General features: G+C 55.8%; 24 protein-coding genes. 9 read left to right on the top strand and 15 right to left on the bottom strand.

The genetic code is table 11. The features are described from left to right. Positions 1-77: 77 nt before the first annotated feature. Positions 78-842 (bottom strand): SDR family oxidoreductase, encoded by a 765-nt coding sequence (locus ACQG03_RS14410; RefSeq protein ID WP_022648687.1) that lies wholly within the window; start codon positions 840-842, stop codon positions 78-80. Between the two features lie 50 nt (positions 843-892). Then, positions 893-2,311, bottom strand: a complete 1,419-nt coding sequence (gene mdtQ / locus ACQG03_RS14415) for a multidrug resistance outer membrane protein MdtQ (protein WP_063163787.1) — start codon at positions 2,309-2,311, stop codon at positions 893-895. Positions 2,312-2,515: 204 nt separating this feature from the next. On the opposite strand from mdtQ, the gene yohP reads away from it, so the two are divergent. Further along, the gene (yohP, locus tag ACQG03_RS14420; protein ID WP_000698460.1) at positions 2,516-2,599 is read left to right on the top strand and encodes a small membrane protein YohP; all 84 of its coding nucleotides are present in this window, start codon (positions 2,516-2,518) and stop codon (positions 2,597-2,599) included. Positions 2,600-2,644: 45 nt separating this feature from the next. Here yohP and dusC read toward each other — a convergent pair whose 3' ends face one another. Then, entirely contained in the window at positions 2,645-3,580 is a 936-nt protein-coding gene (dusC, locus tag ACQG03_RS14425) for a tRNA dihydrouridine(16) synthase DusC (protein ID WP_022648689.1), read from the bottom strand. A gap of 168 nt (positions 3,581-3,748) precedes the next feature. Between dusC and ACQG03_RS14430 the strand changes: the two genes are divergently transcribed. From ACQG03_RS14430 to sanA, 4 genes are all read left to right on the top strand, one after another. Further along, positions 3,749-4,144, top strand: a complete 396-nt coding sequence (locus ACQG03_RS14430; RefSeq protein ID WP_022648690.1) for a CidA/LrgA family protein — start codon at positions 3,749-3,751, stop codon at positions 4,142-4,144. After that, positions 4,141-4,836: a CidB/LrgB family autolysis modulator gene (locus ACQG03_RS14435; RefSeq protein WP_038416419.1), complete on the top strand. Its 696-nt coding sequence runs from the start codon at positions 4,141-4,143 to the stop codon at positions 4,834-4,836. Before ACQG03_RS14430 ends, ACQG03_RS14435 begins: the two co-directional genes overlap by 4 nt. A 128-nt stretch (positions 4,837-4,964) precedes the next feature. Continuing rightward, positions 4,965-5,849 carry a cytidine deaminase gene (gene cdd, locus ACQG03_RS14440; RefSeq protein ID WP_022648692.1) on the top strand — a complete coding sequence of 295 codons (885 nt, stop codon included), beginning with the start codon at positions 4,965-4,967 and terminating at the stop codon, positions 5,847-5,849. Positions 5,850-5,976: 127 nt separating this feature from the next. Next, a complete protein-coding gene (sanA, locus tag ACQG03_RS14445) occupies positions 5,977-6,687 on the top strand; it encodes an outer membrane permeability protein SanA (RefSeq protein WP_022648693.1) in 711 nt (236 codons plus the stop codon). Between the two features lie 127 nt (positions 6,688-6,814). Here the strand turns inward: sanA and mglC are convergent, their stop codons facing one another. The 7 genes from mglC to ACQG03_RS14480 form a co-directional block, all read right to left on the bottom strand. Next, a complete protein-coding gene (gene mglC / locus ACQG03_RS14450; protein ID WP_022648694.1) occupies positions 6,815-7,825 on the bottom strand; it encodes a galactose/methyl galactoside ABC transporter permease MglC in 1,011 nt (336 codons plus the stop codon). Between the two features lie 15 nt (positions 7,826-7,840). After that, positions 7,841-9,361 (bottom strand): galactose/methyl galactoside ABC transporter ATP-binding protein MglA, encoded by a 1,521-nt coding sequence (gene mglA / locus ACQG03_RS14455; protein ID WP_003859320.1) that lies wholly within the window; start codon positions 9,359-9,361, stop codon positions 7,841-7,843. Between the two features lie 79 nt (positions 9,362-9,440). Continuing rightward, positions 9,441-10,439, bottom strand: a complete 999-nt coding sequence (mglB, locus tag ACQG03_RS14460) for a galactose/glucose ABC transporter substrate-binding protein MglB (protein WP_022648695.1) — start codon at positions 10,437-10,439, stop codon at positions 9,441-9,443. A gap of 295 nt (positions 10,440-10,734) precedes the next feature. Next, positions 10,735-11,757, bottom strand: a complete 1,023-nt coding sequence (gene galS / locus ACQG03_RS14465; RefSeq protein WP_003859324.1) for an HTH-type transcriptional regulator GalS — start codon at positions 11,755-11,757, stop codon at positions 10,735-10,737. Between the two features lie 155 nt (positions 11,758-11,912). Further along, the gene (yeiB, locus tag ACQG03_RS14470) at positions 11,913-13,070 is read right to left on the bottom strand and encodes a DUF418 domain-containing protein YeiB (protein ID WP_063163786.1); all 1,158 of its coding nucleotides are present in this window, start codon (positions 13,068-13,070) and stop codon (positions 11,913-11,915) included. An 18-nt stretch (positions 13,071-13,088) separates the two neighbouring features. Beyond that, positions 13,089-13,757, bottom strand: coding sequence for a GTP cyclohydrolase I FolE (folE, locus tag ACQG03_RS14475; protein ID WP_017383384.1), 669 nt, complete (start codon positions 13,755-13,757; stop codon positions 13,089-13,091). A 102-nt stretch (positions 13,758-13,859) separates the two neighbouring features. Further along, positions 13,860-15,008 (bottom strand): YbfB/YjiJ family MFS transporter, encoded by a 1,149-nt coding sequence (locus ACQG03_RS14480; RefSeq protein ID WP_063163785.1) that lies wholly within the window; start codon positions 15,006-15,008, stop codon positions 13,860-13,862. A gap of 137 nt (positions 15,009-15,145) precedes the next feature. On the opposite strand from ACQG03_RS14480, the gene fghA reads away from it, so the two are divergent. Both fghA and ACQG03_RS14490 read left to right on the top strand, forming a co-directional pair. Next, a complete protein-coding gene (gene fghA, locus ACQG03_RS14485; RefSeq protein ID WP_038416422.1) occupies positions 15,146-15,973 on the top strand; it encodes an S-formylglutathione hydrolase in 828 nt (275 codons plus the stop codon). Between the two features lie 261 nt (positions 15,974-16,234). Continuing rightward, positions 16,235-18,220 carry a ligand-gated channel protein gene (locus ACQG03_RS14490; protein ID WP_032623906.1) on the top strand — a complete coding sequence of 662 codons (1,986 nt, stop codon included), beginning with the start codon at positions 16,235-16,237 and terminating at the stop codon, positions 18,218-18,220. A 54-nt stretch (positions 18,221-18,274) separates the two neighbouring features. Here the strand turns inward: ACQG03_RS14490 and ACQG03_RS14495 are convergent, their stop codons facing one another. Together ACQG03_RS14495 and yieE are read right to left on the bottom strand one after the other, a co-directional pair. Continuing rightward, positions 18,275-19,744, bottom strand: coding sequence for an amino acid permease (locus tag ACQG03_RS14495; RefSeq protein WP_022648700.1), 1,470 nt, complete (start codon positions 19,742-19,744; stop codon positions 18,275-18,277). 170 nt (positions 19,745-19,914) lie between these two features. After that, entirely contained in the window at positions 19,915-20,781 is an 867-nt protein-coding gene (gene yieE / locus ACQG03_RS14500) for a DNA-binding transcriptional regulator YeiE (RefSeq protein WP_003859337.1), read from the bottom strand. A 97-nt stretch (positions 20,782-20,878) separates the two neighbouring features. On the opposite strand from yieE, the gene ACQG03_RS14505 reads away from it, so the two are divergent. After that, a complete protein-coding gene (locus tag ACQG03_RS14505) occupies positions 20,879-21,925 on the top strand; it encodes a YeiH family protein (protein ID WP_023306611.1) in 1,047 nt (348 codons plus the stop codon). Between the two features lie 64 nt (positions 21,926-21,989). Then, positions 21,990-22,847 (top strand): deoxyribonuclease IV, encoded by an 858-nt coding sequence (gene nfo / locus ACQG03_RS14510; protein WP_023300589.1) that lies wholly within the window; start codon positions 21,990-21,992, stop codon positions 22,845-22,847. A gap of 74 nt (positions 22,848-22,921) precedes the next feature. Here nfo and fruA read toward each other — a convergent pair whose 3' ends face one another. The 3 genes from fruA to fruB are packed head-to-tail and all read right to left on the bottom strand — an operon-like array spanning position 22,922 to position 26,692. Next, the gene (fruA, locus tag ACQG03_RS14515; protein WP_022648704.1) at positions 22,922-24,607 is read right to left on the bottom strand and encodes a PTS fructose transporter subunit IIBC; all 1,686 of its coding nucleotides are present in this window, start codon (positions 24,605-24,607) and stop codon (positions 22,922-22,924) included. Positions 24,608-24,623: 16 nt separating this feature from the next. Further along, the gene (gene fruK, locus ACQG03_RS14520) at positions 24,624-25,562 is read right to left on the bottom strand and encodes a 1-phosphofructokinase (RefSeq protein WP_006811313.1); all 939 of its coding nucleotides are present in this window, start codon (positions 25,560-25,562) and stop codon (positions 24,624-24,626) included. Next, positions 25,562-26,692 (bottom strand): fused PTS fructose transporter subunit IIA/HPr protein, encoded by a 1,131-nt coding sequence (gene fruB / locus ACQG03_RS14525; RefSeq protein ID WP_063163784.1) that lies wholly within the window; start codon positions 26,690-26,692, stop codon positions 25,562-25,564. The genes fruK and fruB overlap by 1 nt, the downstream gene beginning before the upstream one ends. Positions 26,693-26,716: the final 24 nt, after the last annotated feature.

Here is a 26,716-nt window from a genome sequence, read left to right on the forward strand (position 1 = left end):
ACCTCTCTCCCCAAAGGGGAGAGGGAACTCTATACACCCTCTCCCCTTTGGGGAGAGGGCTGGGGTGAGGGGAATGTTTATTCTGCTGGCTTAAACTGCGGATTCGCCAGCATAAAACCGCCGTCGACGATAAACGACTGCCCGGTGGTGTAGCTGGCGTCGCTGTCACACAGCCACGCCACCAGGCTGGCTATTTCTTTGGTATGCCCTGGCCGTGCCAGCGGGATTTCCGGCATTGAGCCTTCTTTCACTTCGCTGTCGTCCATATCATTCATCGGCGTGGCGATCGCACCAGGCGCAACGGCGTTCACCAGAATCTTATGTTTAACCAGCTCCAGCGCCATCGATTTTGTTAACCCGCCCAGCGCATGTTTGGCCGCCGTATAGGCGCTGGCGTCCGGCAATGGTGTATGTTCATGCACCGAGGTGATGTTCACGATCCGCCCCCCTTCTCCCTGCTTCACCATCTGACGCGCCGCGATTTGCGAGCAGAGAAACGCGCCGTCCACGTCAACGGTGAATATGTGCCGCCAGTCGTCAAACGACAGGTCCAGAAATGGCGCTTTGTTCATCGCCCCGGCATTGTTAACCAGCACATCCAGCCGCCCGAAACGCGTAATCAGGGTTTCAATGGCCTTTGCGCCTTCCGGCAAATTGCTTAAGTCGAGCTGGATGGCCTCGGCACGCTGCCCGCGCGCTTCAATTTCACGGCAGGTTGCCAGCGCCCCTTCCTCATCTGAATGCCAGGTCACCCCGATATCAAACCCGCGTTCGGCCAGCATCAGGGCCGTCGTTTTGCCAATTCCTGAATCCGATGCGGTAACAATTGCGACTCGCGTCATACTCACCTCCTGAAAATCTGCAAAGAGGTAAGTATAGATAATGCGCGATTTTAGCTGTGATGATATCCGCCACCCAGCGCGGAGGTGAGCTGGAGCGTAGCATCCACGTACTGACCTTTCAGCATCAACCCGGCAATACGCTCTTTGAGCGCCGGAATTTTTGCTTCACTCACCCGCGAGCCGGCAATGATCCCCGCGCTGAAGCGCGCCTGTGCCAGCGCAACGACGCGCGCCGCATCTTTTTCGATCTGCTGCTGGTGCTGATTTTTGGCGGTCAGGGTTTCCACTTCGCTGGCCGTCCGGGCAACCTGGTTTACGGCGTCCATTACGGCCTTGTTGTAGTTCGCCACGGAGAGGTTGTTTTGCGCCTGGGCGATATCCAGGTTCGCATTCAACCGACCACTGTCAAAAATTGGCAGCGTCAGACCCGCGGTTACGCCCATTTGCTGAGCAGATGAGCGGAACAGGTCGCTAAGGTGCAATGCATCCTGCTGCAAGAACGCCATCAAATTGATGTCAGGGTAGAACGCGGCTCTGGCGGCATCCACTTCGCTCATGGACGCTTCGATATACCAGTGCGCCTCCTGCAAATCCGGGCGGCGAGCCAGCAGCTCATAACCGAGCGTTGACGGCAGCGACGCCTCTGCGTCAGGTAAGGCATGCCGGGCGAGCGTGACTGAAGGGGTATTGGTCAATGCATTCAGACGCGCCTCAATGGCCTTCATTTTGCCGTGCACGTCAGCGAGCTGTTCATCGGTTTTGCTGGCATTGATATCTGTTTCAACGCCTTCCACCGAGGAGGTAATGCCGTGCTGATAAAGCTCACGATCGGCACCGATGATATTTTCCTGCTCCCGTTTGATCTGCGCGAGCACGTCACCCACCGCGGCCTCGGTCTGCCAGTCCCAGTACAGCCGCGCGACGCTGCTGGCGAGCAGCTGTCGGGTCTGCTCCAGCTCCGCTTTTTGCGCATTCACCTTACCGATGCGGGCCTCAATTTGGGCGCGGTTTTTACCCCATAAATCCAGATCCCATCCGGCCGTCAGACCAAAGGTGCCGTTGGTGTACCAGGGTCCGGTTGTCCCCGCCGCCGGGTCAGTCAGGGCGAATGGCCCCATCAGCCCCTCTGCCGACATCTTTTGCCGTTCCACATCTGCGGAAAAATCCATTTGTGGACCATCAGCAGCGACAGCGGCTTTCGCCTGTGCTTCTGCCAGGGTGATGCGCTGCCGGGCAATTTGCATATCCGGTGCATCCGCCAGCGCTTTAGCAATCAGCGCGTTAAGCTGAGGGTCATTAAAATCTTTCCACCATTCGTTTTTTGGCCAGTCGGCATGACTTAGTTGGGTATTTACAGCAGCGGCGGCGGCTTGCGTTTTCACTGGAGACACCGTGGCATGTTCCGGCGCGCAGGCGGACAGCATAAAAATAAGGGGAGCACTCAGAGATAAAGTAAGAGAACGTTTCATTACGCCATAAACTCAAAAAAATAAAGGCGCAACTTACGCTTACTGACGTTCCGTTTTTTAGTAACGCGTGGCAATCCGCATATTGTTATACATTTTCATATCCGGAAATTTATTCCTCAAGCGAATGATTTAATTTCACCTATTCATACCAATTATGAATTGACTGCTACACTTACTGACGACAGACATACGCAGGAGAGGCGAATGAAAATATTATTGTGGGCTATTTTGATTATATTTCTGATAGGGCTGCTGGTGGTAACCGGCGTATTCAAAATGATTTTCTGATACGTTTGCCCGGCTCCGCGCCGGGCAAACGTATTCACACTTCACTCAGTGCTTCGACTGGATCACACGGGCAATATCCGCCGACGTCTGTAGCGTACGGATCTCCTGAAATAATCCCAGCGCGTCGTCGTACTCTTTCCGTAAATAACTCAGCCACTGCTTAATGCGCGCGACATGATACAACCCGGTATCGCCCTGCTTTTCCAGCCGCGTGTATTTTTGCAGGAGTTTCACCACGTCCGCCCACGGCATCCGCGGCTCATTGTATTTCACCACCCGGCTGAGGTTCGGCACGTTCAGCGCACCGCGGCCAATCATCACGGCATTACAGCCGGTCTCTTTGAGGCAGGCCTGCGCGCTCTCATAATCCCAGATTTCGCCGTTAGCAATCACCGGAATAGTAAGCCGTTTGCGGATCTCGCCAATCGCCTGCCAGTTAATGCGCTCGGCTTTATAACCATCCTCTTTGGTTCGCCCGTGCACCACCAGCTCGGTGGCGCCCGCCTGCTGCACCGCGTCGGCAATTTCAAACTGCTTGTCGCCGCTGTCCCATCCCAGACGCACTTTGACCGTCACCGGCAGATGCGATGGCACCGCCTCACGCATGGCCTTTGCGCCGCGATAAATCAATTCCGGATCTTTGAGTAACGTCGCCCCGCCGCCGCTGCCGTTGACCAGCTTTGACGGACAGCCGCAGTTAAGATCGACACCGTACGAGCCAAGCGCTACCGCGCGGGCGGCGTTTTCCGCCAGCCACTCAGGATACTGGCCGAGCAGCTGGACGCGCACCAGCGTACCGGAGGGGGTGCGGCTCTGACGATGCAGTTCCGGACAGAGACGATAAAATGATTTTTCTGGCAGCAACATATCGACCACGCGCAAAAACTCCGTCACGCAGAGATCGTAATCGTTCACCTCGGTAAGCAGCTCGCGCACGAGAGAGTCGAGCACGCCTTCCATCGGGGCCAGTAAAACACGCATTCTGAGTACCTGTGAAAAAAGACGCGCTATAGTAGCTGCTCTCCATGTATGTTGAAAGCCCGGCGTTCCATTCTGGAATGTCTGGTATGCCCAAAATTCATGATGTGATCCGTGGCACATTTTCAGGTTTAATTGTATGATGAATACGTCTCAGCAAGGACTTTCACCATGAGCAAATCACTGAATACTATCTGGCAATACCTTCGCGCCTTCGTCCTGATTTATGCCTGCCTGTACGCCGGCATTTTTATCGCGTCGCTGCTGCCTATTACCATCCCCGGCAGCATTATCGGCATGTTGATCCTGTTTGTGCTGCTGGCATTACAGGTGCTGCCCGCGAAATGGGTCAACCCGGGGTGCTTCGTTCTCATTCGCTATATGGCCCTGCTTTTTGTGCCTATCGGCGTTGGGGTTATGCAGTATTACGATGTGCTTAAGGCGCAGTTCGGCCCGATAGTGGTCTCCTGCGCCATCAGTACGCTGGTGGTTTTCCTGGTCGTCAGCTGGAGCTCACATATTGTGCATGGCGAACGTAAGGTCATCGGGGAGAAAACAAAAAAATGATGGCGAATATCTGGTGGTCCCTGCCGTTAACCCTGGTGGTGTTCTTTGCTGCGCGTAAGCTTGCGGTTCGTTTCAAAATGCCGTTGCTCAACCCGCTGCTGGTCGCCATGGTGGTGATTATTCCTTTTCTGCTGCTCACCGGCATTTCTTATGAACGTTACTTCGCCGGGAGCAAGATCCTCAACGATTTGTTGCAGCCTGCCGTGGTGGCGCTGGCGTTTCCTTTATATGAGCAACTGCATCAGATCCGCGCGCGCTGGAAATCCATCATTACCATCTGCTTTGTGGGTAGCCTTGTTGCGATGATCACCGGTACCTCGGTGGCCTTATTGATGGGCGCATCGCCGCAGATCGCCGCCTCTATCCTGCCTAAATCCGTTACTACGCCGATTGCCATGGCCGTGGGCGGCAGTATCGGCGGCATTCCGGCCATCAGCGCCGTGTGCGTGATTTTCGTCGGTATCCTGGGCGCGGTGTTTGGTCATACGCTGCTGAATATCATGAAAATTCGTACCAAAGCGGCGCGCGGTCTGGCGATGGGTACCGCCTCGCACGCGCTGGGCACCGCACGCTGCGCGGAGCTGGATTATCAGGAAGGGGCATTCAGCTCCCTGGCGCTGGTGATCTGCGGGATTATAACCTCCCTGGTCGCGCCGTTTATCTTCCCAATTATTCTGGCAGTAATGGGCTAAAATTTGCGATGCGTCGCGCAAATTTCATTTTCATTTCATAAGTTGCATACATAATGAGATTTGGATCACATATAAAGGCCGTACGGCTCCGTACACTACCGATCCATTAACCTTGATGAGGCAACGTCATGCATCCACGTTTTCAAGCTGCTTTCTCTCAGCTTGCAGAGAATTTGCAATCAGCCCTGGCTCCGGTTCTGGCGGATGCGCATTTCCCCGCCCTGCTGACGGCAGATCAGGTCACGACGCTTAAACAGGCAACGGGGCTGGACGAAGACGCGCTGGCTTTCGCCCTGCTGCCGCTGGCGGCTGCTTGCGCTCGCGCTGACCTTTCCCATTTTAACGTAGGCGCAATTGCGCGCGGCGTGAGCGGGACCTGGTACTTCGGCGGGAACATGGAGTTTCTCGGTGCGACCATGCAGCAAACCGTTCATGCGGAGCAGAGTGCCATCAGTCACGCCTGGCTGCGCGGCGAAAAGGCCCTGCGCGCCATCACCGTCAACTATACCCCTTGCGGCCACTGCCGCCAGTTTATGAATGAGCTGAACAGCGGTCTTGAACTGCGTATCAACCTGCCGGGACGCGCGCCGCATACGCTGGGTGATTACCTGCCGGATGCTTTTGGCCCTAAAGATCTTGAGATCAAAACCCTGCTGATGGATGAGCAGGACCACGGTTACGCGCTCTCAGGGGATGCGCTCAGCGAAGCGGCCATTGCCGCCGCCAATAAAAGCCACACGCCATACAGCAAATCACCAAGCGGCGTCGCCCTTCAGTGCCGCGACGGCCGCATCTTCACCGGCAGCTATGCAGAGAACGCCGCGTTTAACCCGACGCTGCCTCCGCTCCAGGGCGCCCTGAACCTGCTCAGCCTGAACGGGTATGACTACCCGGATATTCAGCGCGCGATCCTCGCTGAAAAGGCCGATGCACCGCTGATCCAGTGGGACGCGACCGCAGCCACGCTGAAAGCGCTGGGCTGTTCAACCATCGACCGCGTGCTGCTGGCATAATCTGTTCGGCGGGCAAATTTGCCCGCCAGTCTGATGAAAAACCCCTCAGTTGAATCGCTGTTTCTTGCGCTAACCAGGCGGGTACAGTAGCCTGAGGGAAATTTCATCATCGGTACGAGCCATCTGCATGTTAAAGCGCGTGTTTTACAGCCTGTCTGTCCTGGTCGGCATACTGCTGTTGATCGTGCTGGGTCTCGACCGCTGGATGAGCTGGAAAACAGCTCCCTACATTTTTGATGACCTACAGGACCTCCCCTACCGCCAGGTTGGCGTGGTGCTTGGCACCGCCAAGTATTACCGCACCGGCGTCATCAATCAGTATTACCGGTATCGTATTCAGGGCGCACTGAACGCCTATAACAGCGGCAAGGTGAACTATCTGCTGTTAAGCGGCGATAACGCCCTGCAAAGCTATAACGAGCCGGTGACGATGCGCAAAGATTTGATTGCCGCAGGCGTCGACCCGGCCGATATCGTGCTCGACTACGCCGGATTCCGCACCCTTGATTCCATCGTGCGCACCCGCAAGGTGTTCGACACCAATGATTTCATCATCATCACCCAGCGTTTCCACTGCGAGCGGGCGTTGTTTATCGCCCTGCATATGGGGATCCAGGCCCAGTGCTACGCCGTGCCGTCGCCAAAGGATATGTTGAGCGTGCGCGTACGCGAGTTTGGCGCCCGTTTTGGCGCGCTGGCTGACCTGTACCTGTTCAAGCGTGAACCGCGCTTTTTAGGCCCGCTGGTGCCGATCCCAACGATGCACGAAGTGCCTGAAAATGCGCAAGGTTATCCGGCGGTGACGCCGGAGCAGCTGCTGGAAATGCAGAAGAAGTAATAACTGATGTCAGGTGGCGGCTTCGCCTTACCCGACCTACGATCGCGATTTTGTAGGCCCGGTAAGCGTCGCGCCACCGGGCAAAAAAAGGCCCGCTACGTGAGCGGGCCTTTCCATTCTGAAGAACTTATTTCTTACGCGCGTACTTCAGTGAATCCAGGGCAACCGCGAAGATAATGATCGCGCCCTTGATGATGTACTGCCAGTACGGGTTCACGCCGATGTAGGTCAGGCCGTAGTTGATCACGGTGAAGATGATCACACCGGTCACCACGCCCAGCACGGTACCCACGCCGCCGCTGAAGGAGACGCCGCCGACAACGCAGGCCGCAATCGCATCCAGTTCGTACATAAAGCCGAGGTTGTTGGTGGCAGAGCCGATACGGCCTGCTTCCAGCATCCCGCCGAAGGCGTAGAACACACCGGACAGGGCATAAATCATCAGCAGATTCAGAGCCACGTTGACGCCGGAGACTTTCGCCGCTTCCGGGTTGCCGCCGATAGCAAAGATGTTTTTACCGAAGCGGGTTTTGTTCCACAGGATCCAGACGAACGCCACCGCAATCAGCGCATAGAAGGTGATATAGGAGAGACGGAAGCTACCCAGCGCAACAAACCCCTGCGTGAAGGTCGAGAAGCCGCTTTCGAAGCCAGAGATTGGAGACGCGCCGACGAAATCGTAGTACAGGGAGTTGATACCATAAACGATGATCATCGTGCCAAGCGTGGTGATGAATGGCGTCACGTTCAGGTAAGCAATTATGATGCCGTTAATCAGGCCAATTACCGCGCCGATGGCGCATACGATCAGGATCACCACGAAAATCGGCATGGTCGCCATCTCCGGGAACACCTTGTTGGCGTTTTCCATCGACTGCAACAGGGTTGCCGCAATAACCGCCGCCAGACCCACCTGGCGCCCTGCCGAAAGGTCTGTCCCCTGGGTAACGATGAGCCCTGCCACGCCCAGTGCGATGATAATACGTACGGAAGACTGGGTCAGAATATTACTTAAGTTCAGCAGACTTAAGAACGTTGGGTCCTGGAAAATAATTATCGCCAGCAAGACTAAAAGAACAACGTAAATACCGCCTTCTTTCAGATAAGTGAGAAAACTTTTTTTATTTAACGCACTCATGAGGAGCCCCTGATCTTAAAGGTGCAAAGACGCAAGACGCAAAATTTCGTTTTGCGTTGTCGTTTTGGTTTCAACAATACCGGCAACGAGACCATTGCTCATAACCAGAATACGGTCTGTGATCCCTAACAATTCCGGCATTTCGGAAGAAATAATAATGATCCCTTTATCTTTTTTCGCCAGCTCTGCGATCAGCTGGTAAATCTCGAATTTTGCACCCACGTCGATACCGCGCGTAGGTTCATCCAGCATCAGTATTTCAGGCTGGGTTAACAGCCAGCGACCAATAATGACTTTCTGCTGGTTCCCTCCCGAGAGTGAGCCAATTTGCGTGCGGTGGCCCGGCGTTTTCACGCGCATGGAGTCAATCACCCATTGGGTATCGCTCTTCATGCGGGAATTATCCAGCAACCCGACCTTGTTTTTGTAATTGCGAATATTAGAAATTAACGAGTTAAAGTTAATATCAAGATAAGCGTAAATACCGGTGGAACGCCGCTCTTCCGTCACCAGCGCAAAACCATTATTAATGGCTTCATTGGCGTTGTGGTTGTTGATTTTCTTACCGTGCAGGGTAATGGTGCCCTCGGCTTTCTCACGGATACCAAACAGGGTTTCCACGATATCGGTGCGCTTAGCGCCCACCAGCCCTGCGATACCAAGGATCTCGCCCTTGTGCAAATCGAAAGAGACATCGCGGATGGACGGCTGACGCAGTGAGGTCAGGTTACGCACCTCCAGAATCACTTCGCCCGGCTTGTTTTCTTTATCCGGGAAGCGCTGGTTCAATGAACGGCCAACCATCATGGCGATGATCTTGTCCATGTCCAGCCCTTCCAGCGGCTGGGTGGCAATCCACTGGCCATCGCGCAGGATGGTAATTTCATCGCACAGCTGGAAGATCTCTTCCATTTTATGTGAGATATAGACAATGCCGCAGCCGCGATCTTTCAGCTTACGGATGATGGTAAAAAGGTGGTTAACCTCTTTTTCCGTCAATGACGATGTCGGTTCATCCATGATCACGATTTTCGCATCATAGGAGAACGCTTTGGCAATTTCGATCATCTGCATCTGGGAAACGGATAATGTCCCGACGCGTGCGCGCGGGTCAATATCAATATCCAGCTCATCGAAAATGGCTTTGGTGTCGCGATACATTTTATCCTGATCAACAAAGACACCTTTGGTTGGATAGCGGCCCAACCACATATTATCCATAACTGAACGTTGCAGAACCAGGTTTAATTCCTGGTGTACCATCGAGATACCGTTCTCCAGCGCTTCTTTCGCTGAATGGAAGTCGATCTCTTTTCCCTGAAAAAGAATGCTGCCAGAATCTTTTTGATAGATCCCAAAAAGGCATTTTAATAATGTTGATTTACCCGCACCGTTTTCACCCATTAACGCATGAATAGAGTGAGGACGAACTTTTAAATTAACATTATCGAGCGCCTTAACACCGGGGAATGACTTGTTAACACCGGTCATTTCCAACAAGTATTCACCGGACGACTGAGTAGTTGTGCTGACCATAATTATACCTTGTTGGCCTCGCATATCGCGTTATAAAAGGGCGCAACGAATTGCGCCCAGTGAAGACAATTCAGATAACTTATTTACCGATAAACTCAGCCAGGTTGGACTGGTCTACGCCCACGTAAGGAACGCGAACGATTTTGTTTTCAATTTTCCAGCTGGTGCCGTCAGCAGCGCCTTTACCATCAGCGAGGTTTTTCGCCAGATCGAAGGTGGCTTTCGCCTGGTTGTTAGCATCGTTCAGCACGGTACCGGCCATTGCGCCAGATTTCACCAGCGCCAGCGCTTCTGGCAGGGCATCCACACCGAATACAGGAATGGCGGATTTGTTGTGTGCTTTCAGCGCTTCAACTGCACCCATTGCCATTGCATCGTTGTTGGCGATGACCACTTCAATTTTGTTGGCGTTCGGGCCAGAGAGCCACGCATCCATCTTATCTTTCGCCTGAGCGGTGTCCCACATTGCGGTGTCTAACGCCAGCTGCTGGGTTTTCAGGCCCTTGTCGTTCAGCTCTTTAATAACGTAGGTGGTACGTGCTTCAGCATCCGGATGGCCCGGTTCGCCTTTCAGCAGAACGAACTGAATCTGACCATCTTTGTTCATATCCCAGTTTGGGTTCGCCGCCCAGTGTTTCGCAATCAGATCGCCCTGGATAATCCCGGACTCTTTGGAGTCAGTACCCACGTAATACGCTTTATCGTAGCTGTCCAGCGCTTTACGGGAAGGCTCTTTGTTGAAGAAGACAATCGGCACGTTCTGGCCGCGTGCTTTCTCGATCACCGTACCTGCCGCAGCCGGGTCAACCAGGTTAATAGCCAGCGCTTTCACGCCTTTTGCCAGAAGAACGTCAATCTGATCGTTCTGTTTGGACTGGTCATTCTGGGAGTCATTCATCAGCAGCTGCACGTCTGGCGCTGATTTAGCATCTTTTTCAATTGCTTTACGCACAACGGACATGAAGTTGTCGTCGTATTTATAGATAGTCACGCCAATACGGGTATCCGCTGCGTGTGCTGCTGCGCCAAAAAGCATGCTTGCCATGACAGCAGACAGAGTCAACACCTTCTTATTCATGGTATCTCCGGTTTTTTTTATGCAGGGTAGTTCTTGTGAAAAACGGTCGGCGGGCAGATGTTAATAAAACGTTACTGATCGCCGAAGTTCACTTATAAAATGTCCAGCTTCCGTGTTCGGTAACGCTCCAGAAATGCGTTTTATTCGTTGTTTGAGGCATTCTGGTAACGGTAAAAGTGAATAATCACCGTTACATTGTGTTTCAGCCCCTAAAACGCTGACATCATAGACAGCGGCTTGTTAAGATACTGTGAATTTACTCACAGATTGAAAACGGTTACATCACGTGATGTTATCAGTTAGTGATCGGAGCCACAGTTTGTCGGATAGCGACCGAATGGCGGCGTACTAAAGTCGGCATAAAACAATGCGTTGCGTCAGGATCTAACAGTCCTGCCGCCCCCTGTAACGCCAGCTCTGTCGCCAGTTTCGCCATCGACGCAATAGGGTAACGCACCGTTGTCAGCTGCGGATCGGTGTAACGGGCAATCGGGATATCATCAAAACCGATCAGCGATAAATGCTGCGGCACCGCAATGCCATTATCTTTCAGCGCGGTAAGCGCACCTGCCGCCATGCTGTCGTTATAGGCAAACACGGCCGTCAGCTGAAGATTACGCCCCAGCAGTTCCACCATTGCCGCTTCACCGCCCTGCATGTCCGGCGAACCGGTACCAACCCAGCTCTCCAGCGGCGCAATGCCCTGTTCTTTCAGGGCGTTTTGCCAGCCCTCACGGCGCATCATGTCGTCTTCAATACCGTGGCTGGAAGCCAGATAACCAATGCGCTGATGGCCGTTACTGATGAGCATCCGCGTCGCCATCATCGCGCCGCTGATGTTATCCAGACCGACACAGCGGTGCGCATAACCGGGGACGATACGGTTGATCAGCACCATACCGGGGATCTGCTCCATAAACCCGGCCAGCTCTTCATCGCTCAGGGCTTTTGAGTGCACAATCAGGGCGTTACAGCGCTGGCGGATCAGTACCTCAATGGCATAACGCTCTTTTTCAGCCTCGTGATAGCTGTTGCCAATCAGCACATATTTCTGGTGCTGCTGAGCAACGACGTCCACCGCTTTGACCAGCGCGCCGAAGAAGGCGTCCGACACGTCCATCACCACGACGCCAATGGTATCGCTGACCTGCGTCGCCAGCGCCTGAGCATTGGCGTTTGGCCGGTACCCCAGCTGGGTCACGGCTTTCATTACGGTTTCACGCGTTTCAGGGCTGACCAGCGCACTGTTGTTCAGCACGCGGGAGACAGTAGCAACAGAAACACCCGCCTGGCGGGCGACGTCACGAATGGTGATCATATTCACCACCCTTAAAAGGATTGCAGCAACTCACAGACACCCCCTGTGTTTAGCAAGGTGGCTATTCTGGCAGCGAGAGAGAAGAGACTACGTGAAGAAGCTCACACAGATGAAAACGCTTACATCCGTTTTGTTAATGATTGTGATCCAGATCGTTATCTGGATGTATTACGCAATGACACGCCCGACGCAAGGGCGGTTAACCGTCGCCATACCCACTCCAGCGGGCCCTGGCGGAAAAAACGCAGCCAGATAACTGAAAACACCACGTTAACAATCCAGACCGGAATAACAAACGCCAGCAGCGTCAGGCGGTCGAATTTCATAAACAGGCCGAATCGGTAGAAAAGCGTGGTACATATCAGCGTTTGCAGGATGTAATTGCTTAACGCCATCCGTCCAACGCAGACCACCGCACTGACGATCCACAGGCGAGAAAGCCGGGGCCAGAAGCCATAGATCAGCGCCGCATAGCCAATGGTCTGGAACGGCGCGCTCAGTTCGCGCGGCACCTGCAACAGGAAGGCGCACCAGCGATAATCCCACTGAAGATGCCACTGTACGATCACCGCCGGAAGGTTAATCATCACGCCGAGCAGTACCAGGCCAGCGCCTGTGAGACGATAGTGTCGCAGGCTAAATTCTCCTTTCAGCCAGCCGGTGCGCATCAGGGCTGCGCCCATCAGCATCATCCCCGCCAGCTGCCAGCCGTATTGCGCCCCCAGCGCCAGCAGGTTATCGCCGAGCATATCGGCCCGGTTGCCGATCGCTTCCATGCCGCCTTTCAGCTTCCAGAACTGCTCATATTGCAGATTGGCCGCATCCGGGATCCACGAACGACTGGTGGAAGCATCAGCGATCATGCCAAGCAGCAATAACACGGTCAGTCCCATGACATAGAGCATCACGCCAGTGTTAAAGAGGCTTTTTACACCGGGCGCGTCGCGGATCAGCCGCCAGCAAATCAGGCCCACCAGACCATACGCGAGCAGAATATCGCCGTCCCAGAAAAGCAGCCCGTGAATAAAACCGAGGATAACCAGCAGCGTTAAACGCGACTGGATCCAGCGCGTACCGCGTTTGAGGAGAAGCTGAAGTCCCGCGCCAAACAGAAGCGCAAAGAGGGTCAGAAATTTAACCTGTGCGAAGAGATCAAGGATTGCCCACGTCCAGGCGTCGCTGCGCGTGATGTCGCCATACCATGCAGGGTTCAGATAGGCGGCCTTCGGCAGACCGAAGGCGCTGATATTCAGCAGCAGGATACCGAGAATGGCGACGCCGCGAACAAAATCGAGCGTGACGTTTCGCTCCATGGTCCCTGCCCTGTCTGATTAGTTGTGGTGGCGCACGGCGCGCAGAAACTCCTGGCGGGTGTTCTGGCTCGATTTGAACAGGCCGCCCAGCGAGGTGGTGGTAGTCGCGCTGGTTGCATCACGCACGCCACGCGCTTTCACGCAGTAGTGAACCGCGTCGATAGACACCGCCACGTTGTTAGTCCCCAACAGGGTTTGCAGTGCGGTCAGGATCTGCTGCGTCAGACGCTCCTGCACCTGAGGACGCTGGGCAAAGAACTGCACGATGCGGTTGATCTTGGACAGGCCAATGACCGTATCTTTTGGAATATAGGCCACCGTCGCTTTACCATCGATGGTCACAAAGTGATGCTCGCAGGTGCTGGTCAGCGTGATATCGCGTACCGTCACCATCTCATCGACCTTCATCTTGTTTTCAATGACGGTGATTTTCGGGAAGTTCGCGTAATCCAGGCCGGAGAAAATTTCGTCGACGTACATTTTCGCGATGCGGTGCGGCGTCTCCATCAGGCTGTCGTCGCTCAGATCGAGATTCAGCAGTTGCATGATCTCCGTCATATGGCCGGCGATCAGACTCTTGCGGGTAACATTGTCCAGCTCCTGCACGGGCGGGCGCAGTGGCGTTTCAAGACCGCGCGCAACCAGCGCTTCATGGACAAGGGCTGCTTCTTTACTGAGTGATGACATTCTTTTCTCCTGCAGGTGTGGCGTCTTTTGCCCTCGTTGTGGCAAAAGTGTGCGCTCATTGTGCGTGAGGCGACGCACATAATCCAGTATTCACGTCGATAATTATTGCAATTGCTGTTGCCTTTCAGCCTGACGGTTCCAGACTAACGCTCCGCCAGCGAACAGCGCGATCCCCGCCAGCCCCAGCGCAGGTTCCAGCCGGTGCGTGAGCCAGGTCGAGAGTGCCGACGTGACCGGACCAATCAGCTGACCAATGGCATACCCGGTGGTGAGCAGTCCCGCCATATAACGCGTATGATCTGGCGCCAGCTCGCGACCGTACAGAAGAGAGAGCTGCACGGCGCAGAGGAACCCGCCGCCCACCAGCAGCCCACCCGTCAGCAAGCCGCCAATGCCCGGCAGCAGCCAGGCCGCCAGCACGCCTATCCCCTGTAACCAGAGAACAATCGCCAGCCTGCGGTTAGCGCTTGATGTATGCCGCAGGGCAATACTGATCGCAATCCCCACCACCGAGGCGGCGCCAAATATTGGCCAGACAAACTGGGCAAACAGGCTGCCGGGAAAACGCACCGCCGCCATTTGAGATAAAAAGGTCGCGGGGAGGATATAGCCGAACCCTGCCAGACTGTAGCTCCAGACCAGACGCCTGAGATCCGTAGTCAGCAGCAACGGCTCAGGCGCGGTACCGGGGCGATGAAGCTGGCCCGCGCGCGGCAGATAGCGCGCCACCAGCGCAATCAGCACCAGCGCCAGTACGCCGTAGATTTGCCATGCCGCGCCGGCAGACAGGGATCTCGCCTGAATATAGACCGCCAGCAGGCCACTCAGGGCGATGCCGGCCCCGGGTCCGGCAAAGACGGCTGCACTAAGCCCCGGCTTGCCCAGCTGCCCCAGCCGCTCGTTGGTCCAGGCGGCAATCAGCACCATCGACCAGCCGCTCATGCAGCCGATCACAAAGCGCAGCAGACCGTGAACGACAGCATTATCTGCCGCCGCAGAGAGCAGCGTCAGCGCCACCGCGCCAGTGATGCCAAGCCAGAGACGCGTTTCAACGAAGCGATGAGCGCGCATAGCATCCCATGCCCCCACCAGATAGCCCAGGTAGTTCATTGCCGCCACCAGCCCCGCGCTGGTGAGCGTGAGTTGCCCGGCGGCAATCATCAGCGGCACCTGAGGCGTGAAGGCGAAGCGCCCTATCCCCATCGCCACGACCAGAACCACAAATCCGCTGAGCGCGATACGCAGCGCCATGATCGCTCCAATTGTTAAAGAAAAGTAAATTTATGATGCAACATCTCGCCGTCCTGCGAAAGTGAAAGTTGCTCACAGGTCAATGAAAACTCTGTATTATGCGTTTTATGAATAGTCTTTCGGATAAGGAGCCCTGCATGGAACTGCTCGAAGAGCATCGTTGTTTTGAAGGTCGACAGCAGCGCTGGCGGCACGACTCCACCACGCTGAACTGTGCTATGACGTTCAGCATTTTCCTGCCCCCTGCGGACAATCCACCGGTGCTGTACTGGCTTTCAGGCCTGACCTGCAACGACGAAAATTTCACCACCAAAGCGGGCGCCCAGCGTATTGCCGCCGAACTGGGCATTGCGCTGGTGATGCCAGATACCAGCCCGCGTGGCGATGACGTGGCCGACGATGCCGGATACGATTTGGGTAAAGGCGCCGGGTTCTATCTCAACGCCACGGAACAACCCTGGGCGAGCCATTACCGCATGTATGACTACATTCGCGATGAACTCCCTGCCCTGGTGCACTCTCAGTTCGCGGTCAGCGAGCGCTGCGCGATAAGCGGACATTCGATGGGTGGCCACGGGGCGCTGATAATGGCGCTGAAAAATCCGGGGAAATACACCAGCGTGTCCGCATTTGCGCCGATTGTGAACCCAACGCAGGTGCCGTGGGGGCAAAAAGCCTTCACGCACTATCTGGGTGAGGATGCAGAGAAATGGCAGGAATGGGACAGCTGTGCGCTGTTGCTGGCAAGCCAGCCAGAAGACGCTATCCCGATGCTGGTGGATCAGGGTGATGCCGATCAGTTCCTCGCCGGGCAGTTACAGCCTGCGGTGCTGGCGGAAGCCGCGCGCCAGAAGGACTGGCCGCTGACTCTGCGCATACAGCCGGGATACGATCACAGCTATTACTTTATGGCGTCCTTTATTGAAGATCATCTTCGCTTCCATGCGACACATTTGTTCGCGTAAATACAGCTGTTTGCCCGATAGCCTCTCGCCTGTCGGGCCTTTCCCCTCATTTACATAATCCTATCCGCTTGAATCCAGCCTGTTTTCCGTCGCCCTCACTCAAACACAAATGATTTCAATTATCATTTGTGTTTACAATTCTACATTCTTTTGTACAATTCCAGGCTCTTCTCCATCTCAAAGAGTTCTTACAAGACAAAAACATACAGTTCTCAGGGTTATCCCGATGGAGTTTTTTTCATTTTTATACGGAATGTACAAATGACAATACCACGCATTAAGCTCCTGGCCGTCGCCATTGGCGCTGCCACATGTTCCCCCTTCGTTCACGCAGCCGATCAGGATACCGTTGTCGTTACCGCGACGGGTTTTGAACAAAAGATCCAGAATGCCCCCGCCTCCATCTCTGTGATTTCAAAACAGCAGATTGAAGATAAAGCCTACCGTGATGTTACCGATGCCCTGAGAGATGTCCCGGGCGTCGTCGTCACCGGCGGTGGAAGTAGCAGTGATATCAGTATTCGCGGCATGGCCTCTCAGTACACCCTGTTCCTGGTGAACGGCAAACGCGTCAGTACGCGAAGCACCCGCCCAAACAGCGACAACTCGGGTATTGAACAAGGCTGGCTGCCGCCGCTGGAGTCCATTGAGCGCATCGAGGTCATCCGCGGCCCGATGTCCTCGCTTTACGGCTCCGATGCTATGGGTGGCGTCATTAACGTCATTACCAAAAAAGTCTCGAACACCAAAGCCTGGACCGGTTCGTTGCATGGCGACGCCACCTTCCAGGAAAATCATGACTCCGGCGATATCTTCCAGACCAACGCCTACGCCTCTGGTCCCCTGATTGACGGGCTGCTGGGTGCAAAAGTGACGGGGCTGTTGTCACGCCGCGCAGAAGATAAAATCGTGAACGGCTATAACGAGCAGAAAATGCGTAACGGTGGCATTACGCTGAACTTCACGCCGGACGAGAAGAACGATTTCGATCTCGACTTTGCTCGCGAGCTTCAGGACAGAAACAGCACCCCGGGGATGTCGAAAGCAGCTGAAACCTGCCGGGGAACAACCTGTACGCCAAATACCAAAAGCGACTCGCGCTATGAGCACACGACCTACTCGTTAACCCACAGTGGTTATTACGACGACTTCAATACCACCAGCTATATCCAGCAGGAAGAGACCAATAATCCAGGTCGCAAAATGCGTTCCTACAACACCACCTTTAACAACCAGAACCAGATCTTCCTCGGCGATCATACGTTGACCCTCGGCGGGCAGTACCGCTATGAGAAACTGCGCGACAACGGTAATCAGCTGGAAGCTGCTGACGGCCTGAACAAACTGACGCGCTGGAGCTGGGCCCTGTTTGCCGAAGATGAATGGTCAATGACGGAAAGCTTTACGTTGACCGGCGGCCTGCGTATGGATAAAGACCAAAACTACGGGACGAACTGGACGCCGCGCGGTTACGGCGTATGGCACCTGGCCGATCAGTGGACGTTGAAAGGCGGGGTTTCTGCTGGCTATCGTGCGCCGGATCTGCGTCAGTCATCTGCCAGCTGGGGCCAGGTGACAGGTGGCGGCCGTCTTGACGGTATCATCGTCGGCAACCCGGATCTGAAACCCGAGAAGAGCCTGAGCGAAGAGCTCGCCCTGCTCTGGGATAACAACGATAACCTTAATGCCGGTGTGACCCTGTTTAATACCGACTTCAAGGACAAGATTACGGAAGTTCGCCGCTGTAACAGCAGCGCCGATCCCGCCTGTACGATTGGCGATCATAGCTATGATTTCGTCAGCGATCGCGTCAACGTGGACAAAGCCAATATGCGCGGTGTGGAGTCCTCGTTCGGCTGGAAAATCACGCGCGATGTGAACTGGACTGCAAACTACACCTATACGGAATCCGAGCAGAAGAGCGGCCAGTTCTCCGGCAAGCCACTGAACAAAATGCCAAAACACATGTTCAACACCACCCTGGACTGGCAGGCAACGCCCGACGTCGGCTTCTGGAGCCGTCTGAACCTGCGCGGTAAAACGTCTGAGTACCTGAGCCGCACGTCAATGTCCCAGGGTACACCGTCCTACACTCAGGTTGATGTCGGTATGCGCTACAACGCCAACAAAAACCTGCTGGTTACTGCCGGTGTGTATAACATGCTCGATAAGCAGATTGACTACGATACGTATGACACCGTGCTGGATGGCCGTCGCTATACCGTTGGCATGACCTACAGCTTCTGATCTGCCCATAAAAAAGCCCGCTCGATTGAGCGGGCTAAAAGAGAGGAAGTGCGGTTATTGTTTAAATCGTTCCGGGAAATCCATTTCACTGTAGCGAACGAAGCGCGTTCCTTTCGTCAGTTTGTAGCCAAACCAGATGATCAGGAACAGCGGAATGCCAATATAGGTGGCCGTGACGGCGCCCCAGTCAATGGTGTCCGCAAGGAAGGCCTCATAGTTCTGGCCCAGGGTAATGATCAGGCACAGAACGAAGGCGAAGATCGGCCCCAGCGGGAAGAACCCTGACCGGTACGGCAGGTTATTCAGATCATGACCCTGCTTGACGTACCCGCGACGGAAACGGTAGTGGCTGATGGCAATGCCCAGCCAGGCAATGAAGCCCGTCATACCAGAGGTGTTAAGCAGCCACAGGTAGACCGTCTGGTTGCCGAACATGGAGGTCAGGAAACAGAGACCCGCAATCACCGTGGTCGCATACAGCGCATTGCGTGGCACGCCACCGCGAGACAGTTTCGAGAAAATACGCGGCGCTTTACCGTCGCAGGCCAGGGTGTAGAGCATGCGGGTAGAGGCGTACATCCCGGAGTTACCCGCAGACAGTACCGCCGTCAGGATAACCGCGTTCATCACCGCCGCCGCAGAGAGCAGACCCGCGTGCTGGAAGACCAGGGTGAACGGGCTGACGCTGATGTCTTTCACATCGTTACGCAGCAGGCTTGGGTCGGTATACGGAATGATCAGGCTGATAATCAGGATCGCGAACACATAGAACAGCAGGATACGCCAGAACACCTGACGCACCGCGCGCGGGATGGTCTTCTCCGGGTTTTCGGATTCACCGGCCGCAATGCCAATCAGTTCGGTGCCCTGGAAGGAGAAGCCGACAATCATCGCCACGCCAATCATCGCCGAGAAGCCCCCGGCAAACGGCGCATCGCCTATTGTCCAGTTACTCCAGCCCGCCGGTTCGGCCCCTTTGAAAATACCAACGATCATCGCCACACCGACGACGATAAAGATGATGACGGTTGCCACTTTAATCAAAGAGAACCAGTATTCCGCTTCGCCGAAACCGCGCACGGAGATGTAGTTCAGCAGGAAGATGACCGCCAGGAACAGGGCGCTCCAGATCCAGCCGGGCGTGTCCGGGAACCACCAGGTCATCACCAGCTGTGCGGCGACGAGGTCAACGGCGATGGTCACCGCCCAGTTGTACCAGTAGTTCCAGCCCAGCGCGAAGCCGAAGCCTTCCTCAACGTATTTTTGTCCGTAGGTCGAAAACGAACCAGACACCGGCATGTATGCCGCCAGTTCGCCCAGGCTGGTCATCAGGAAGTAGACCATCAGGCCAATCAGGATATAAGAGAATAATGCCCCACCCGGGCCGGCTGCCGAAATTGTTGCGCCAGAGGCAACGAAAAGACCCGTACCGATGGAGCCGCCAATGGCGATCATCGTCAGGTGACGCGCCTTAAGTGCGCGACGTAGCGCGGGCGCTTCTGTGGTTTTAGTTTCTGAAACCATGTGAAAATGCTGTCCATTCAATAAATGAGGCGCGATTGTAGCAGACGATCTGCGTTGCTTCCGGCAGAAATGCTCAGTTATAAGAGAGCTTCATGACTCGGCCAGGATTATAAGTAAAGCATAATTTTTCCCTCTCCCCTTTGGGGAGAGGGCCAGGGTGAGGGGCGCTTTTACATCTCGCAATAGCGCAGAAAACGCTGGAGCGAGCTGGAAAGGTGTTTCTGACGATGGTGGATGCACCACAGCGTGCGCACCAGCTTCGGCAGCGGAACGGGGATCTCAACCAGAGAGCCGGTTTCCAGCTGTTCGGCGATCACCCTTCGGGAAAGACAGCTAATGCCCAGGCCATGACGTACGGCATGCTTAATGGCCTCGGAGTTACCTAACTCCATCCCTAGCTGGAACTGCGGCAGATGGGACAGCAGTAGATAATCGACAATCTCACGCGTGCCGGAGCCCTGCTCTCGCAGGATCCACTGCGCTTGCGCCAGACGCTCCAGCGTAACCTCGCCCTGTAGTAAAGAAGAGGCCGGGGAAGCAAACACCACCAGCTCATCCTCAAGCCAGGGCTCCGCAATGATATCGACGTTGTGGCACGGCCCTTCGATAAGACCGATGTCCACGCGGAAATCAATCACCGCGTTAATCACGTCCTGGCTGTTGCCGACGCTCATCTCCAGCGGCAGGGTCGGAAAATCCCGGCGGTAGCGGGCGATCACTTCCGGCAGGATGTAGTTACCGATCGTGCTGCTGGCGTAGACGCGAATAGCGCCGTTGTCCTCGCGGAACAGCTGTTCGATCTCCGTTGCCTGCTCAAGCAAGGCCAGGGCACGCGGATACAGCAGGCGGCCATGTTCGTTCACCACCAGTCGCTTTCCTACCCTGTCGAAAAGCTGGACGCCCAGTTGCCCTTCAAGATCGGTCAAGGCCGCGCTAACGGCGGACTGCGAGAGCGCCAGCATTTGTGACGCCTGGGTTGTCGAGCCGCTTTTCAGCACCTCGGCAAAAACTTCCAGCTGACGCAATGTAATGTGCATGGTTGCTTACCACTTATAAAGATTGATTATAAATATATAATCAATTTTATTTTTAAGCCAGAGCGCCGTAACCTTTAGCCAGACAAAGGAGAAGGTTATGTCAGAAATCACCTTACAACATCATCGTACAGTGTGGCACTTCGTGCCGGGTCTCGCGCTCAGCGCCGTGGTTACCGGCGTGGCCTTATGGGGTGGCAGTATACCGGCTGTTGCCGGTGCAGGGTTCAGCGCCCTGACGCTGGCCATTCTGCTCGGCATGGTGGTCGGGAACACCGTTTACCCGCATATCTGGAAATCCTGCGACGGCGGCGTGATTTTCGCCAAGCAGCATTTATTACGTCTCGGGATCATCCTTTATGGCTTCCGTCTCACCTTTTCGCAGATTGCGGATGTGGGTGTCAGCGGGATTGCCATCGACGTCCTGACCCTTTCGAGCACCTTTTTACTGGCGTGCTTTATCGGCCAGAAGATCTTTGGACTGGACAAACAGACCAGCTGGCTGATCGGTGCGGGTAGCAGCATCTGCGGCGCAGCGGCTGTACTGGCAACAGAGCCGGTAGTCAAAGCCGAAGCCAGTAAAGTCACGGTTGCCGTCGCGACGGTAGTTATCTTCGGTACGCTGGCGATCTTCCTGTATCCAGCCATGTATCCGCTGGTGGCGCACTGGTTTAGCCCGGAAACCTACGGCATTTATATCGGCTCAACCATGCACGAAGTGGCGCAGGTGGTGGCGGCAGGTCACGCCATTAACCCGGAAGCGGAAAACGCGGCGGTCATTGCCAAAATGCTGCGCGTGATGATGCTGGCCCCGTTCCTGATTTTCCTCGCGGCGCGGGTTAAACAGCTGGCTCCTGCAGGCGGCAGCGAGAAAAGCAAAATCACCATTCCGTGGTTTGCGATCCTGTTCATCGTGGTCGCTATCTTCAACTCTTTCCACCTGCTGCCAAAAGTGATGGTGGATATGCTGGTCACGCTGGATACGGTCCTGCTGGCGATGGCGATGGCGGCGCTGGGCGTCACCACGCACGTCAGCGCGCTGAAAAAAGCCGGGGCGAAACCGCTGCTGATGGCGCTGGTGCTGTTCATCTGGCTGATTGTTGGCGGCGGTGCGATTAACCTTGCGGTACACAGCCTGTTGGCATAAACCATCTCGTCCTTCTCCTGTTAACCCGCTATCATAGGCATTTCGGGTTAACAGGAGTCTTTTTATGAAATATGTTGGAGCGCACGTCAGCGCTGCCGGTGGCCTTGCGAATGCCGCCATTCGCGCCGCCGAAATCGAGGCGACCGCTTTCGCCCTGTTCACCAAAAACCAGCGCCAGTGGCGCGCAGCTCCCCTCACCGCGGAAGTGATTGATGACTTCAAAGCCGCCTGCGAGAAATACCGCTATGGGCCTGGGCAGATCCTCCCGCACGACAGCTACCTGATTAACCTCGGCCACCCGGTTGCTGAGGCGCTGGAAAAATCCCGCGAAGCATTCCTGGATGAGGTTCAGCGCTGTGAACAGCTGGGGCTGACGCTGCTGAACTTCCATCCCGGTAGCCATCTGATGCAAATCGACGAAGACGCCTGTCTGGCGCGCATCGCCGAGTCCATCAACATGACGCTGGATAAAACCCAGGGCGTGACGGCGGTGATTGAGAATACCGCCGGTCAGGGCAGCAACCTCGGCTTTAAGTTTGAGCATCTGGCGGCGATCATCGACGGCGTGGAAGACAAATCCCGCGTGGGCGTGTGCATAGATACCTGCCACGCGTTTGCCGCCGGGTATGATCTGCGCACAACCGAGGCCACAAAAAATACCTTCGAGGAGTTCGAGCGTATTGTTGGCTTTAAGTATCTTCGCGGTATGCACTTAAATGATGCGAAAAGCGCGTTCGGCAGCCGCGTAGACCGTCACCACAGCCTGGGCGAAGGTAATATCGGCCACGATGCGTTCCGCTTTATCATGCAGGATCCCCGCTTCGACGGCATTCCAATGGTGCTGGAAACCATCAATCCGGATATCTGGGCAGAAGAGATTGCCTGGCTGAAGGCACAGCAGACCGCTGAACAGGCGGCATAAAAAAAGCCGGGCGCTTAACGCGACCCGGCTTTTTTGTAGGTCGGGTAAGGCGAAGCCGCCACCCGACACCTCTTTTAGGCTGCTTTTGCGACCACTTCCGCTTCCGGACGCTTCAGCACCGCGTAAGACAGACCCGCCACCAGCGTACCGGCAACAATCGCCAGCAGGTAGCCCAGCACCGGCGTGATGGCGCCAGGGATCAGCAGGACGAACAAACCGCCGTGCGGTGCCATCAGTTTCGCACCTACCGCCATGGAGATAGCTCCCGTTACCGCACCGCCGACGATACAGCATGGCAGAACACGCATTGGATCGCGCGCCGCAAACGGGATTGCGCCTTCGGTAATGAAGCACAGACCCAGCACCAGCGCCGCTTTGCCGCCTTCCTGCTGCGCTTTATCGAACTTACGACGGGCAATGATTGTCGCCAGGCCAAGTGCCAGCGGAGGCACCATACCTGCCGCCATGATCGCCGCCATCGGCGCGTAGGTCTGGGTACTCAGCAGGCCAACGCCGAACGCGTATGCCGCTTTGTTTACCGGACCGCCCATGTCGGTACACATCATACCGCCGAGGATTGCGCCCAACAGCACCGCGTTCGCCGTCCCCATGGTTTGCAGCCAGTGGGTCAGACCTTCCAGAATGCCCGCGACCGGCTTACCAATCAGGTAAATCATCGCCAGACCGACCACCAGGCTGGAAATCAGCGGGATGATCAGGATAGGTTTCAGCGCCTCCATACTCTGCGGCAGCTTCAGCTTAGAGCTGATGAGCTTCGCCACGTAACCGGCAAGGAAACCGGCGATGATACCGCCGATGAAGCCAGAACCAGTGCTCACGGCCAGCATACCGCCGATAAGACCCGGCGTCAGACCCGGACGGTCAGCAATGGAGAAGGCGATAAAGCCCGCCAGCACCGGCACCATCAGCGCAAACGCGGAGCCGCCGCCAATCTGCATCAACGCTGCCGCCAGCGTGCCCTGCTCTTTAAAGGCTTCGATACCAAAGGCAAAGGAGAGCGCAATACACAGGCCGCCCGCCACCACCATCGGCAGCATGTAGGAAACCCCGGTTAACAGGTGACGATAGGCACCCGCAGACTCTTTCTTACCTTCGCCAGGCGTCTTAGCCGCACCGGTCGCCTGATAAGGTTTGGCTTCCGCCAGCGCTTTATCAAACTCCTGCGCAGTTTTCTTCAGCGCCAGGCCGGTTGAGGTGCGGTACATCGGCTTACCGGCAAACTTCGCCAGATCCACTTCGATATCGGCCGCCACGATCACCAGATCGGCTTCGGCCACCTCTTCCGGTGTGATGGCATTACCCGCGCCAACAGAGCCGCGAGTTTCAACCTTCACCCACCAGCCGCGTTTTTTCGCTTCGGTTTCAATGGCTTCAGCCGCCATAAAGGTGTGAGCCACACCTGTCGGGCAAGCCGTTACCGCAACAATGCGTTTCGGCCCAGCGGTTGCGACCGGCGCGGCCTCAACGGGTGCGCTGTAAACCGTCGCATGACCTTTTGCTTCGCTCAGAAACAGTTCGGGGTGTGCCACCGCGCGGTTAATATCGCCCAGCCATACTTTTTTGCCGTTCAGGGCGCTGTCCGCGGGGATTTTGTCGCCCAGAACAATCGCCATTTCAGCATCACCCGGGTTATCAATGATATCCAGATGCGCTTTTTGTGCCGCCGCGCCCAGCAGGGTCTTCGCCATATAGGCACGAGCCTGTCCGAGACCGGAGTCAATGATCAGCAGCGTTTTCATTATTCCTCTCCTGCTGTTAGTTAAAAGGTTTTAAGTCAACGCGCGCCATCATCGCGGCTAACTGGGTACGATCGGTAATACCGACATTGCTCTGGCTCACGGCCAGGGCCGCAACGGCGGTAGCAAGGCGTAGGGTATGTTCACTGGATTCGCGCATCAGCAGACCGTAGATCAGGCCGCCAACCATCGAATCCCCGGCACCCACGGTGCTGACCACTTCCATAGAAGGCGGTTTGGCAATCCATTCCCCGGAGGCGTTAACCCACAGGGCACCTTCTGCACCCAGCGAAATCACCACATGAGCGATACCCTGCTCGCGCAGCGCATGGGCAGCGTCAATCACATCCTTTAATTCTGGCAGCTTACGGCCCGCCCAGATTTCCAGTTCACGGCGGTTAGGCTTAACCAGCCATGGCGAGGCTTTCAGACCGGCGACCAGCGCGTCGCGGCTGCTGTCAAAAATAATGCACGGGCACTGGCTGCGCAGGCGCGTCATCCAGTCGGTGAACGCTTCCGGGCTGACGCCGGACGGCAAGCTGCCGCTGACGCACACCATGTCAAACTGGCCCAGCCAGCTCAGGGAATCGGCAACGAAGCGCTCCCAGTCAGCCGGGGTCACTTCGAAGCCGGAGAAGTTCAGATCGGTTACTTCACCGTCTTTCTCGGTCAGCTTAACGTTAATACGGGTACGGCCCTGCACAACCTGAAAACGGTTGGCGATGCCCAGTTCACTGAACAACTGCTGAAAACCGTCCTGGTTGTCTTTGCCAAGGAAGCCGCCAACGGTGACGTCGATGCCGAGATCTTTCAGCACCTTCGCCACGTTAATCCCTTTCCCTGCGGCATGCAGGCCGGTGGTTCGCACCAGGTTAACTTCGCCACGCTCAATTTCCGGGCAGAAGCCCACCAGATCGTAAGCCGGGTTCAGCGTAATGGTCGCAACACGTCTGCTCATTATGCGCCCTCCCCCAGACCGGCCGCGATGGCGTCGCCAATCGCTTTCAGCGCCTGTTCAGCATCAGCACCCTGCGCGGTAAAACGCAGACGATGGCCTTTCTTCACACCCAGCGCGACAACTTTCATCAGGCTGCGCCCGTTGGCTGGTTTACCCGAACCGTCCAGATTGGTCACGGTGATCTCACTTTCAAATTGTTTAATGGTATTCACCAGCATGGTGCCCGGACGGGCATGCAGGCCGTGTTCGTTACGCACCACGTACTCTGCGCTCAGCAGGTCGTCCGTCAGCGCATCGTCGCTGGTCAACAGAGCCAGCACCGTCGCCGCGTCTGCGTTCAGCAATTTTTCAGCTTTATTGTTCAGCAGCAGATCGCCAAGGCGCTTCAGGACGGATACCGGCTGATCGTCAGCCATGGCAACCGTTACCAGCATCGCGGCGCGTTCCCCGTCTGTCTCAAAGGCAACGGCAGCACGGCTGACCGCGATAGCACTGCGCAGGTTGCCTTCAGCACTGTCGTTCAGCCAGATGCCCTGACCCAGGTTTAAAGGCTTATCATTGATGGCGCGGGTCACAAAGGCGGTATCAGCCGCCCCCACCTCTTTCAGGCGAGCCGCGTTCAGCGCCTGGAGCGTCACCAGATCGGACGCGACGACGTCCAGCATCAGGGTTTCATTATCCAGCTTCAGCGCTTCGCTCTGTTTTTCGCCCATCAGCAGGGCACGCAGCTCTTCAGCAGTGGTGGCGGATTTAAGCTGTTCCGCGACGGCATCATCGCTCAGCACGTGCGTCAGCTGACGCAGCAGGCCCAGGTGTTCGTCACCGCTGGCCGCGATACCGATCGCCACGTAAGCCACCTGACCCTCGCCCCAGAGCACGCCCTGCGGGAACTGGTAAACCTGCACGCCGGTTTTCAGCACCTGATCGCGGGTGTCCGTGGTGCCGTGCGGAATTGCAATACCGTTACCGAGGAAGGTGGAGGTCTGCTGTTCACGCGCCAGCATGCCGTTGACGTAGCCGTCCGCCACGTTGCCAGCCTGCACGAGCGCAGCGGCGACCTGGCGAATAGCCTCTTCTTTATTCCCGGCCTGTTCGCCCGGGTGGATATCCTGAACAGATAACTGGAACATGATTCTCCTCTCCTGCTGAAATTG

The sequence above is a fragment of the Enterobacter cloacae complex sp. 342H5 genome, from assembly GCF_050030905.1.
GTDB classification, from domain to species: Bacteria; Pseudomonadota; Gammaproteobacteria; order Enterobacterales; family Enterobacteriaceae; genus Enterobacter; species Enterobacter intestinihominis.

Coding starts and splice junctions, on each gene's coding strand:
- ACQG03_RS14410 (WP_022648687.1), bottom strand. CDS start 842: ATGACGCGAGTCGCAATTGTTACCGCATCGGATTCAGGAATTGGCAAA.
- mdtQ (WP_063163787.1), bottom strand. CDS start 2,311: ATGAAACGTTCTCTTACTTTATCTCTGAGTGCTCCCCTTATTTTTATG.
- yohP (WP_000698460.1), top strand. CDS start 2,516: ATGAAAATATTATTGTGGGCTATTTTGATTATATTTCTGATAGGGCTG.
- dusC (WP_022648689.1), bottom strand. CDS start 3,580: ATGCGTGTTTTACTGGCCCCGATGGAAGGCGTGCTCGACTCTCTCGTG.
- ACQG03_RS14430 (WP_022648690.1), top strand. CDS start 3,749: ATGAGCAAATCACTGAATACTATCTGGCAATACCTTCGCGCCTTCGTC.
- ACQG03_RS14435 (WP_038416419.1), top strand. CDS start 4,141: ATGATGGCGAATATCTGGTGGTCCCTGCCGTTAACCCTGGTGGTGTTC.
- cdd (WP_022648692.1), top strand. CDS start 4,965: ATGCATCCACGTTTTCAAGCTGCTTTCTCTCAGCTTGCAGAGAATTTG.
- sanA (WP_022648693.1), top strand. CDS start 5,977: ATGTTAAAGCGCGTGTTTTACAGCCTGTCTGTCCTGGTCGGCATACTG.
- mglC (WP_022648694.1), bottom strand. CDS start 7,825: ATGAGTGCGTTAAATAAAAAAAGTTTTCTCACTTATCTGAAAGAAGGC.
- mglA (WP_003859320.1), bottom strand. CDS start 9,361: ATGGTCAGCACAACTACTCAGTCGTCCGGTGAATACTTGTTGGAAATG.
- mglB (WP_022648695.1), bottom strand. CDS start 10,439: ATGAATAAGAAGGTGTTGACTCTGTCTGCTGTCATGGCAAGCATGCTT.
- galS (WP_003859324.1), bottom strand. CDS start 11,757: ATGATCACCATTCGTGACGTCGCCCGCCAGGCGGGTGTTTCTGTTGCT.
- yeiB (WP_063163786.1), bottom strand. CDS start 13,070: ATGGAGCGAAACGTCACGCTCGATTTTGTTCGCGGCGTCGCCATTCTC.
- folE (WP_017383384.1), bottom strand. CDS start 13,757: ATGTCATCACTCAGTAAAGAAGCAGCCCTTGTCCATGAAGCGCTGGTT.
- ACQG03_RS14480 (WP_063163785.1), bottom strand. CDS start 15,008: ATGGCGCTGCGTATCGCGCTCAGCGGATTTGTGGTTCTGGTCGTGGCG.
- fghA (WP_038416422.1), top strand. CDS start 15,146: ATGGAACTGCTCGAAGAGCATCGTTGTTTTGAAGGTCGACAGCAGCGC.
- ACQG03_RS14490 (WP_032623906.1), top strand. CDS start 16,235: ATGACAATACCACGCATTAAGCTCCTGGCCGTCGCCATTGGCGCTGCC.
- ACQG03_RS14495 (WP_022648700.1), bottom strand. CDS start 19,744: ATGGTTTCAGAAACTAAAACCACAGAAGCGCCCGCGCTACGTCGCGCA.
- yieE (WP_003859337.1), bottom strand. CDS start 20,781: ATGCACATTACATTGCGTCAGCTGGAAGTTTTTGCCGAGGTGCTGAAA.
- ACQG03_RS14505 (WP_023306611.1), top strand. CDS start 20,879: ATGTCAGAAATCACCTTACAACATCATCGTACAGTGTGGCACTTCGTG.
- nfo (WP_023300589.1), top strand. CDS start 21,990: ATGAAATATGTTGGAGCGCACGTCAGCGCTGCCGGTGGCCTTGCGAAT.
- fruA (WP_022648704.1), bottom strand. CDS start 24,607: ATGAAAACGCTGCTGATCATTGACTCCGGTCTCGGACAGGCTCGTGCC.
- fruK (WP_006811313.1), bottom strand. CDS start 25,562: ATGAGCAGACGTGTTGCGACCATTACGCTGAACCCGGCTTACGATCTG.
- fruB (WP_063163784.1), bottom strand. CDS start 26,692: ATGTTCCAGTTATCTGTTCAGGATATCCACCCGGGCGAACAGGCCGGG.